The organism is Kitasatospora albolonga (assembly GCF_039535905.1).
GTDB lineage: Bacteria > Actinomycetota > Actinomycetes > Streptomycetales > Streptomycetaceae > Kitasatospora > Kitasatospora albolonga.
Window position 1 is genome coordinate 17,927 of sequence record NZ_BAAAYB010000097.1, and the last position, 10,671, is coordinate 28,597.

Genomic DNA, 10,671 nt, shown 5'->3' on the forward strand with positions numbered 1-10,671 from the left:
CCCTTCGGGTTGTTTCGGCGTGGGCAGTTCGCGGACGATGTCCACCCGAGTTGTTGCCAGGTGTCGCAGGCCGTTGCGCTGTCCGCCTCGGGGGTGGTCAGAGGGCGGCTGTGGGTGCCGCAGGGGTGGGCGGGGCCGGGGGTTCGGTCGCGGCCCCAGGCGATCGAGTCGGGGGTGAGTCGCCGCGGTCCGCCTGTGTAGTCGACGACGGCGGCGCGGTAGGCGGGGAGGTTGGGTGGGGTGGGGCCGCAAGGTACTTTGCGCACGGCCACGGTTCGCCGCCCTCGTCGCAGTACCCGTGCTCGTCCTCGTTGTGCTTCGTCGGTTCCTTCACGGGAACTGCTTCCACTGCAGGGGAGTTGATAGGCCATCAGGCGCGGGCTCCGGACGGATAAGAAGGCATCTCATTTGGAGAGCCGTCGGGTGCAGATGAGGGCTGCGGCGATGCTGGCGAAGGCGGCGAAGTGGTCGGCCTTGCGTTCGTAGCGGCGGTGGAGTCGGCGGAAGCCGCCGAGCCAGGCGACGGTGCGCTCGATCACCCAACGGTGGCGGCCGAGGCGCTGAGAGGACTCGACGCCCCGGCGGGCGATGCGGGCTGGGATCTGCCGTCGTCGCAGGTAGGAACGGATGAATCGGTGGTCGTAGGCCTTGTCGCCGTGCAGTTTGCCGGGACGGCGGCGCCGCGGTCCGCGCCGTGAGCGGATCGGCGGGATGGCGTCCACAAGAGGTATCAGGGCCTGGCTGTCGTGCAGGTTGGCTCCGGAGACCGCGAGCGAGAGGGGTAAACCGGTACGTTCGGTGAGCAGGTGGATCTTCGACCCGTACTTGCCCCGATCGACAGGATTCGGACCTGTCAGTTCCCCCTTTTCAGGGCCCTCATGTTCACTGAGTCGACCGCGCAGCGGGACCAGTCCAGCTGGCCCCGCGAGCCGAGCTCGTCCAGGAGGACGCGGTGGAGCTTGGCCCACACTCTGGCCTTGCTCCACTCAGTGAAGCGCCGGTGGGCGGTGGGCCCGGACGGCCCGAAGCAGGGCGGCAGTTGAGCCCACGTACACCCCGAGGTCGCGACGAACACGATCGCCGCCAGCACCTCGCGGTCCCCGTGGCGCCGCCGGCCACCACCCTGCGGGCGCACCGGAGCGTCCGGCACCACCAACTGGAACAACTCCCACAGCTCGTCCGGCACCAGCCGCTCAACGATCAGCATGCCCGGAGTCTACTCAACCCACCCAAATGAGATGTCTTCTAAGACCCAGCCCTCAGTGACAGGAGCCCTCGAACGTGACCGTGTTCTTCGGCGACTTCGAAGACTTATCCAACATCGACTTCCGCCAACTCGAACCGAAAGAATACAAGTTGGCGGAGGCTCAGGCCAGGGTCCGGAAGGCCCGGAAGCTCGATCTCCAGCCAGAGCTGGATGACGTGAAGACTGTCGTTCGGGGGGCATGGCACAAGATCCACACCCTTGGCGGTCCGATCAGCGGGAAGGGTGACCGACTTTACGTGCTTTCCTTCGCGGCCCCGTTCTCCTACGTCAAGGTCGGCCGCACGCCACATCTCCGATCCCGAATCGTCGAGCATGAGCGTGTGGCCAGGACCCAGTTCGGCTTCCTGCTGGACGCCTGGGTCTCGCCGTCACTGACAGACGCCACGCCGTGGGAGAGCCGGGTCGTGGCGCTGCTTGATGGTGAGGTCGACGGCCAGCGGGTGCGGAAGTGCGTTGACCTGAGGGAGTACTACTACGGCCTCAACTTCAGACTGGGGGTCTAGCTGCCGAGCGGTACACCCCGGAGGAGGTGTCCGAGTGGCTGAGGAGGGACGCGGAGGGAAACCCCGATGGCCAGTAGGCCGCTCGATGGACCCAACGTCAGCTCCGGCGGGCGGGCTGCCGAACGCCGAGGGCCCCACCGGGCGATTTCCGGTGGGGCCCTCGGTGCTTCGTTGTGGCAGCTACACGTCGAAGCGTGCGGCGAAGGTGGTGAACGCCTGCCAGGCCGGCGCCTCGAAGACGAGGGCGGGCCCGTCGGGGTCCTTGCTGTCACGGACGGGGACGATGCCGGGCAGGCCGTCGACGACCTCGACGCACGCGCCGCCACCGTTGCTGTGGCTGCTCTTGCGCCACCCGGTCAACTCGCTCGCCTTCATGATCCTCATGCTTTCGTCTCCTTCAAGATCGAGGCAATTCGCTCCCGCGACTGAGGCACCGTCAACGCCACGGTCCGCAAGTGATCGTAGAGACGTACGGCTTTCCGGAAGAAGTCGGGAGACGCGAGTATCGTCCCGTCGATGGGATTCTCCACGTACACCACACCCGGGCTCTCCGAGAACGCTAGGATCGTGAGGACTCCACCCATCCCCTGGTGAGCACCGATCTCCCGGGGAAGTACCTGGATCTCCACATCGAGTTCCGCCTTCGCGTCGATCAGGAACTCCAGCTGCTCCCGCATCACCGCTGGCCCGCCGATCTGACGCCGCAACACGAACTCGTCGACGATGAACCAGCAGGTCGGCGCGTCAGCCGCGCGCAGGCGCTCCTGCCGCTGGAGCCGCAGTGCCAACTTCTCCTCGGGGTTCGGTACTTGCGCCTCCCAGATGACCTCGCGGGCGTACGCCTCCGTCTGCAGAGAACCTGCTTAGCGTCACTCTTGACCTTTTTACGGACGGCTTTTCAACGCTGGTCGGTATGGTCCGAATTGGTCCTCTCGGGTCGTCACTTCGATCGCATTGATTAGATCACCACCGTTGATGCATTCTTACTCTCCATGACTCGACCCGCTGTCGTAACTACAGCCTCAGTTCAGCACCAAACGGCATTCCGATTATGGAGGGAGGCGAGGAAGAAAAGTGGAGCAAGATCACGTTACTCTACAATCCCACGTACAGTAGGTTGATCAGATCTCCTAGCGCCGACATACAAAATCCGGATTGACAACGATGAAAGCGGAGCCGAGATTCGTCTACCGTTCCGCACCTGACCCATTATCGAGAGTCCTGTAACGTTCCCGGGCTGCGCACTCATCGGGTCTCTAGGTAGCTCCTTTGGATGCGTACCATAAGGCCGCTCGGTCCGGTCTGCCCTGCACGCCGTGCCCTGCTCGTGGCTTCATTCCGTGTCCCGATTTTGCCGCTTTGTGCGGCGCGTCCGGAATCGCTCGATGGGTGAACCAGCGTCGTGAAGTGCTCCAGTATGTAGCTCGCTTGGGGAAGTTTTAGGCCGTATCGCCGGCGAATCTCGCGGACATTATTTCGTACTCGTGGGAGATTCCAGGATCCCTTCCACGGTTCTCTCCGGCTTTCCCTTCTACTAACCCAGTGGATGGTTGAAGTCCATTTACAGATGATGTACTGCATCCCTAGACGTTTCTCTCTCAACTGGGAGCTGGATTATACGCCTCAGTTACTGTATGGTGTCCGGGCGATCTCTCACCAACTCGAGCGGTGCCCTACCTTTTCGCAGTTGGTTTTCCTCTAGCTCGCTACTTTCTTGTTCCGGGGCATAAAGGGCCATTGAGACCCCCACCCTCCTCTCTAACGATCACTCCCAAGTCCAAAGCAGGAGCCGAATTGTGCCGCAGCGAGTTGTTGAAGCGAGCTGGGGGAGTGGCGACATAAGAGCAGTCGCCTTTACAGGCAAGGCGTGTGGCCGCTGGACCGCTCGGTTGCTCCACTACGGTCCGATCCCCCAGCTTTAGGTCGGTCCCTGTGGAGCGGCAAGCGACTCCCCCCGGCGGCGTCCGCGCCGACCATTTCTCAGATCCCGTTTCGAGCCGAGGGCACACCGGCACCTGGGGCTAGCCACCGCCTGTCGACACCGGAAAATACGTCCCCGGTTGGGGGGTCCCGCAGACTGAAGTCTTCGGGTCGGTAGGGTTCGGGCAGCGTATCTGGCGCCAGACATGCCCGCCGCGAGGCTCTTCGACGTCTGTTGCGGTCCATTGCCGATGGAAATGACACTGTGAGCTAGGCTGGCCATGGCGGGGTATTTCCCTCTCGCAGGTCGCACTCCTCGAGCCACTCGGCTTACGCCTCGGCCTCGCGGGGTGTACCGCTCTCCGGCAGCTAGACCCCCAGATTATGCTCCTGAGTTGAGGCCGTAGTTAGGTAACTCCCCTGCGGGGGGGGTCAACCCACTTCTGTCACCCTTTGATGCCCGGCTGGCCGTCGTTACCCTCACCATCAGTCATACGCCACGGTACCTCGTGGCTCCCTCCCCGCTCCACGGCGTGGACGTCTATGTCAGTGAACGGCGAGACGCCCAGGTCGTCCCAGCAGGAAGGACCGAACTGGGGATCCGTCGTAGGGCCACATCGCCTGCATCAAGCTCCGGCCAGATTCGGATCGGAGATTGTGGCGTGGCGGCCGACCTTGGAGAACTGTAGGAGTAACGGAGGCCAGCGCGAATAGGAAAGCTACGTAAAGGTCGGGGGGGAACTCACCCCTTTATTCCCCGCTGATATTGCGGGGACCGCCCCAAGGGTGTGGATCCTCTGTGACGCATGTCGCCCCTCGAACTAACTGAGCAGCTCTTCATCTGTCCCATCTTCAGTCTCTGGCCGTGGAGATCCGAGTACTCTGCCATGAGAGCAACCGCTGCCGTGAGGCTTTCCGATAGGCCTTGACCCTGAGAACTGCGTGAGGACCTGGCCGAACACAGGCCTCTAACATTATTGTAACCTTCTCTTTCGGTTCGAGTTGTGCTGAGAGGTCCTGATGTTGGTGGACGGTAAAGTCCTTCGAAGTCCGCGAAGACGACAGCGTGCACTGTTTCGAGTGGGCTCCTGTTGCATAGGCGTAGAGGTGGAGCCTTGGCGGAGTGAGGTCTTTAGAATAGACACAGCCCTTCATGTTGTGGTGGAGTTGAGTAGTACTGCCGGCGATGCTGATCGATTTTTGAGTATCATCTGGGTCCATCGTGTGCCGTGTGTGGACCTCGAAAAAGCTTCGCTCTGTCCAGGGGAGTTGATCTTCGAAAGATGTTCCAGCACGCAGACTTGGGTGGATTGTGCATGGCTCCGGCGAACGCCGGGGTTCCGAGTAGTGTCGGTCCTGCCAGCTGATGAGGCTACCGTGGGTTAGTGTCCGGCGACGGACTGCCGTTCACGGGGACCGCGAGGTTGCTAGGCGGCCCGACATCGAGCCGTGTGTTCGGCTCGCGTACCAGCAATTCGTCCGCTTTTGCCGGGACCGGGGGCTGTACCTGGTGGTCGCTCGCTCGACGCAACGGCCGTCCCCTGGCCATGTGACTCTTGCCCGGTGCCAGTCCCGAGATCGCGTTGTTCCCATCGATCCGCTGACCAACCGCGGTCAGCCCGCATCTTTTCACCTAGAGGGAGCTAAGGTCCCAAGGAGTGTTGGGGCCGAGTCTCTCGGGGCGATGGGCCACCCCGGCGTCCGTTTGGCGTTCAAGTTTGCTCCAATGCTTGTTCGCAATTCCTCGGCTTGGACGGAGCTCCGTAAAAGAAATTGCGGCTCGCGAGGGGTGCTCATTGCTTGGCATCCTGTTGCGTGTCAACGCGGAACTGTGGTGATGGCTCCGAGTTTCGGAGAACGCGAAATAGCCAATCAGGTCCTGGGATAAGCAATCGGATAGCGCCCCCGTCGAAAGGCGGAGCGTGAGTGGGAACTGGGTGATAGTAGGCGTCCCGAATCGATGGTTGCCTGACGTACGCAGGTTCGGGTGCATGTAGACGCGGTCGAACCGATTCCACCCTGCTGTGCACCTCGACGTCCGGTTTACCCCTCTCGCTGCCCGGGCGGTCTCCGGATCCAACCTGGCACGACTAGCCCAGGCCCTGATATCCCTCTTGTCGGACAGGCCATCGCCGCTCGATGCCGCTCACGGCGCGGACCGCGGCGCCGCCGTCCCGCAAACGTGGCACGGCGACAAAGGCCTTACGACCACACGATTCATCGTGTCCTAACCGTGCGAACGAACGGGGCAGATCCACGCCCGATCGGGGGGGAGGGGGGTCCCGCCGGGCCACGTCGAGTCCTCGGGGGTCCAGCGCCCATCGGGGCCGCCACCGCAGGTTGGCGGAGGTGATCGTATGCGCACCGTTCGGCCTGGCTACAGCCTGCGGCTGTCCTGCCGCCGACTGGGCACAACCGCCGCTACGATCTTCGAACCACGAACGGCGAAGTGCTGATAGACCCACTTTCGCCCGCCGATCTTCTCTCGCCGCAGCATCGGCCTGCGGCAACGCCCTCGCCATACCTAAGGAGTAAGAGGCTGCACCCACCGAGCGGCTACTCTCATGTAACGCATCCTCGGGAGATTCCTTCGTTTATCCAGCTCCGGAGCCCGACGCCCTGATGGCCCTATTCCAACTACTCCACTGCAGATGCGGGGAGTTAAGCGAGTTTCCCGTGAAGGAGACCAAGTGAGACCGGAAAGTCACCACAAGCAGGTACGGCATGCACTGTGTACCTGGGCGGCGACGAGGTGGCGGCGAACCGTGGGTACCGTGCGGGGCAAATGCGTACCTTTGGGCGGCCGCGCCGAGGTCCCCGTCGTGGTCAGACTGTACCAGGCGAGCGGACACATGCGGCGACTCCCCCAGAACTTATTCGATCCCGCTTGGCCGTGCAGTGGGAGCCGAAGTAAGCGACACCCGGAACCGGCCATACCGCGCCCCCCCGTGGCCCCCTCGCCTTCGTACCTAGGCCACCTGACCAGTGGCGCGGCACGCTCACTGACCTCTACTCCCCCGGAGGGCCGACCAGCCGCGGACCAGCTGGCGGCCAGTGTCGCCTTTAAAGACGAGACACCTGGACAAACAACCAAACATTCGGCGGTGGATGTGACCGTACTACGTCCGCGTCACAACGCGGCTCCCACCAGCTTCAAGCCGGAGAAGACGGGAATTCCGCCGCAGGAGTGCACACCGCCCTGCCTGTCGCGTGAAGCGCGAAAGGACAAAAGTGGACTGCCGGCCAACCCCAGCGTGGGCAGCGGGTTCACTCGCACTACCGAATTTCTCGGCTATCGGACGGCTCAATCGGCGGACCACTCGCCAAATCCTTGTTCGACTGTCTCGTGCCCTGAGCCCGGATTGCCCCTGAATTAGGCGGCGCCGGAGGGTTGTTAGCCTGCCACGGTCGGGATTTACTACACAGACGGGATCCCAACCTCGTCCTGTCTCTGTCCCGACGGCGGTGGTGCGTGCGCCACGTGGCCCTAGCAGTTGCATAGTACCGAGGGCGTCGTGGCTTCCTCCACCTCACGACGCGGAGCCCCACGGAGGCGTGCCACGGTCTCCAATCCGCATGAATCACGACGAGTCCAGGACCGTGTGCGGCGGCCTTGAACGCCGGCTCGCGGGACAGGGTAACAGAGCTGGGGCAATCTACCCCGCTCAGAAAGACTGTTCAACCAACCGCGAGGCGGAGACTGCGGCTCACGGCCAACAACTGACTTTCCTGATCATTCCCCCACGAGTCGGGGGCGGCCAGTGCACCACCGGGAGACTCAACCCTCGGGAGTGTGTTGGCATCGTCGCCCGTTTTATCTTGGGGCTGGTGTCTGTGCTACCCGTGTGTCCAGCCGAGTTGGGTGCAGTGCCTAAACCTCTGAAGGTCGCCGGGTTCGGCGCGGATCCCGGTAGCTACACGCACATTCTGCACGGGGCAACCAGGCCCAGTGGCACTGCGTGCCCTTCGTCTCAACAGAGCCCGATTTCCCGGTCCTGATATCTTGGCAAGTTGCGAAGCCTCACACGGTAACCCAGGGGGCCTTCTCGGGCACACTCTATGACCTCCGAAGGCACTCGCGTGCCAGACAACTGGGGACTGCACCTCGTGGTGGCACGGGCGCACGCTACCGCAGCGACATTGAGCAACTCGGTGCCTCCCATCTGACTACGGTGTTGTGGAAGGCGCGCTGTCCGCGGATGAAAGACAATCCGACGGGGCTAGCCCAGGTACTTGCGCCGTTCACTTGGTGGCGTTGGTCGCTGTTGTCCGGTGCCGGAAGTGCGTCCTTCAAGTCTCTGACCGGAGGCTTGCGGGGCGAGGTCGGGCGGTCATGGAGGGGTAATTTAATTAACTGGGCCGGCGCCTCCGGCGCTGCGTGGCCCGGTGGGCAAATGTTTTGGTGCGTAGTAAGGCAGAGGCCCGAGCATGATTGTCGATCGCTTTCATCGAGCCTACTTGCGTCTGGATGACCGGATAGGGTGGCTCCCGATGAAAAGAGGCACCTGGAAGGGGTCATCCTCTTGTAAAACGACAACGGTTGGAGCCATTGATCGAAGGGAGACGGCGGGGGGGGGGGGGCGGGCACTTCATCGCTGACAGGTCGGTCAATGGTGCTCGCAACTGCGACCCTCCGCACCGAAGACCCACATCGGCCGCACGCGTGCGCTCTTCTTATTTGTTCGCTCGCGACGTGAACTTAGGATGGCTAAAAAAAACAAAAGAAAAAAAAAATTCACTTTGAAGTCCCGGTCCGTGGGGGAGGCCCCTGGTTGCCAAGGCCTTGCGGCGCTCTTCAGATCCCGTGTACCGTCGGAATTTATACCCGCCCGGCGATGACTCTGGCAAACAAAAAGGACGTCGACCCCGATGAGTTATCAAGTATAAGCTGGTGGTGCGGCTGTGGTATCCCGCACACCAGTGCTGTATCCCATGTTGACCATGCACTTGCACAACTGGTTGCGCGACCCGGATGCTCGAACACCGGCCCAATTACGTGCGGGGCCCCGAGTTCATCGAGTCACGAGTGGGGCGGCCTTTCATTTCACGCGCATCGGCGAGACAGTGTGGGGATGCGCCACCTGGGGGGATGCACCGCATAGAGGGCGTGGGTCGGCGGGAGTGCAGCGTTGGCAGGTGGCGTGCTCGGCTCAATAACGTCAGCCGCCCTTGGCTACTGGCCGCCGAGCTGTCGATGCGGGCAACTGCTGTGGTCTTGGGCCGTGCCACCATCTCGTTCGCGAGTACCATACTGGAGCGGGACTGGCTCGGACCTAGGTCTTTCCGGTCGCGTTCTAGCAGCCCGGGCTTAGTTCACTAGCCAGACTGTCGCGACGATACCGGAGGCCGTACGAGATGCAAACGCTACGTCCGCTGCTTCGCCCACGATGGGACCTCTCGTCATGGGTCACACAAACCCGGGGGGCGTCAATCGAGCCCCCGAGGGCCGCCTCGGCTTCACCGGGGGTGCACCAGCCCTTGTCTGGCCCCCGACGTGCGACTCTGCACCTATCGAAAACTCACCGCGCTGCAGTCTTCACTCTAACTCCGTACCTGAGGCGACGTAGGACGTTACGTTGGAGCCTGAGGAGTACAACTCGCGGTTTCGCTAGCCCATTCATGGCCCCCGGGGGTGCCCCGGGGGCGGCAGCTGCAGCAGCCGAACCTGTCTTGCGTGTCAGCGGTCCAAGCGCCGCCGTGGTCTGATGGGCACGGGGATGGGCATGTGGATTGGTCTGTTCTAGAGAGTCTCTGGAGGCCTCGGGGAAGGAGGGCCACGGCGGTTGAGGGTGGGACGCAGCTCGGGAGTGTCACGGGCGACACGCTATTAGGTAGAGGGGACGGGCCGCGGTACGAAGTGTACACCGGGGCCTACTTCCGGGGGCGGTGGCGGTAAGTGGACTCCACACCCCGGCCGGTGTCCAGGGGCAAAGCGCGGCGGGATGCCAGCTGACACGCGCGTCTCGGGAACCCGGGAGCCTACTGACGTGTGCGTTTAGGTGCAGACCGGGCCTGCCCGGCGGTAGGGAGCGGTTTTTTTTTGTGGAGGGCGCCCAACAGGAGACGGTGGCGAAGGGCCCTAACGCAGTGCCGGAGAGGGTGAACACTCCGCAGAGTGTAGGTCGGGTGGTATAGCGACACCCGAGGGGTGGGAGTCAGCGCTTGAAATTGTCGACGAACGAGGACACCTAGGGGGGTCGGCTACGACAGAGTTGCCTGGGTGCGCAGGCGTGGCAGTCCGCAGGGCTCGCAGCAGGGCACAGGTTCACTGGTTCGATTTGTGCCCCGCTCGGTCCTTGTACCCTGTGGTGCTGTTTCTTGGGCTGGCTGTAATGCTGGGGGGGAATGCTGAATCCCATTGTGCTCAGGCATAGGAAGCCGGGCTCTGCCGACGTCGTGCCGGGCGCGGTTAGGAGTAGCCCTGGTGCCGGCACCTGGCTCTTCTTTACGGAGACCATTTCGGAAGTTAGACCGCTCCGTGCAGGGTGCTCGGGGGGTGACTGGGGGCTGGCTTGCGGTGGGCGCGCGTAGGGGTGACGGGGGTCTCCTCGTCGCTCGGAAAGCAAGCCCGGCACCCGACGAGAGGCAAAGGCGGATCTCCCGCTAGGCCTCGGCAGGCCCGGAGCCCTCGCGCGAAACAGGACTCCGGAGCGTGCGGCAAGATTCGAGCTCCGGTCTGGGGGGGGCTGTCGAAACCCGAGACGTCGGGTTGTACCGCAGGCGGCGCGGGATGGGCTAACAAAGACTAGCGGGCGCCCGATGGGGAATCCCGCAACAAGGTCATCCACTTCCGATCGTGTGACTGTTCAATCACCCCATGACGAATGTGTCCGATTCAGAGCTCGGGGGAGGTGTGACGCGGGGGAGCGACCCCGGCCGTTTCGAGCCGTCGGTCGGTGTGATAATCACTTCAGCGGTGATCGTGCACCCGTGGATGAATACCAGTTACGTGAACCTATATTTGATGGCACTTGCCATTGT

General features: G+C 62.9%; 4 protein-coding genes. 1 reads left to right on the plus strand and 3 read right to left on the minus strand.

Annotated features, from left to right (window positions below; genetic code table 11):
* Nucleotides 1-404: 404 nt before the first annotated feature.
* Nucleotides 405-1,207 (minus strand): IS5 family transposase gene (locus tag ABD946_RS24130; RefSeq protein WP_345286911.1). Its coding sequence is split into 2 segments (ribosomal slippage): nucleotides 405-865 and nucleotides 865-1,207, totalling 804 coding nucleotides; the frame shifts between segments, so codons are not numbered across the junction.
* Between the two features lie 74 nt (nucleotides 1,208-1,281).
* On the opposite strand from ABD946_RS24130, the gene ABD946_RS24135 reads away from it, so the two are divergent.
* Nucleotides 1,282-1,770, plus strand: coding sequence for a hypothetical protein (locus ABD946_RS24135; RefSeq protein WP_345286913.1), 489 nt, complete (start codon nucleotides 1,282-1,284; stop codon nucleotides 1,768-1,770).
* Between the two features lie 180 nt (nucleotides 1,771-1,950).
* Here ABD946_RS24135 and ABD946_RS24140 read toward each other — a convergent pair whose 3' ends face one another.
* Together ABD946_RS24140 and ABD946_RS24145 are read right to left on the minus strand one after the other, a co-directional pair.
* Nucleotides 1,951-2,154, minus strand: a complete 204-nt coding sequence (locus ABD946_RS24140; RefSeq protein WP_345286915.1) for a DUF397 domain-containing protein — start codon at nucleotides 2,152-2,154, stop codon at nucleotides 1,951-1,953.
* Entirely contained in the window at nucleotides 2,151-2,624 is a 474-nt protein-coding gene (locus ABD946_RS24145; RefSeq protein ID WP_345286917.1) for a DUF5753 domain-containing protein, read from the minus strand. Before ABD946_RS24145 ends, ABD946_RS24140 begins: the two co-directional genes overlap by 4 nt.
* Nucleotides 2,625-10,671 lie beyond the last annotated feature (8,047 nt).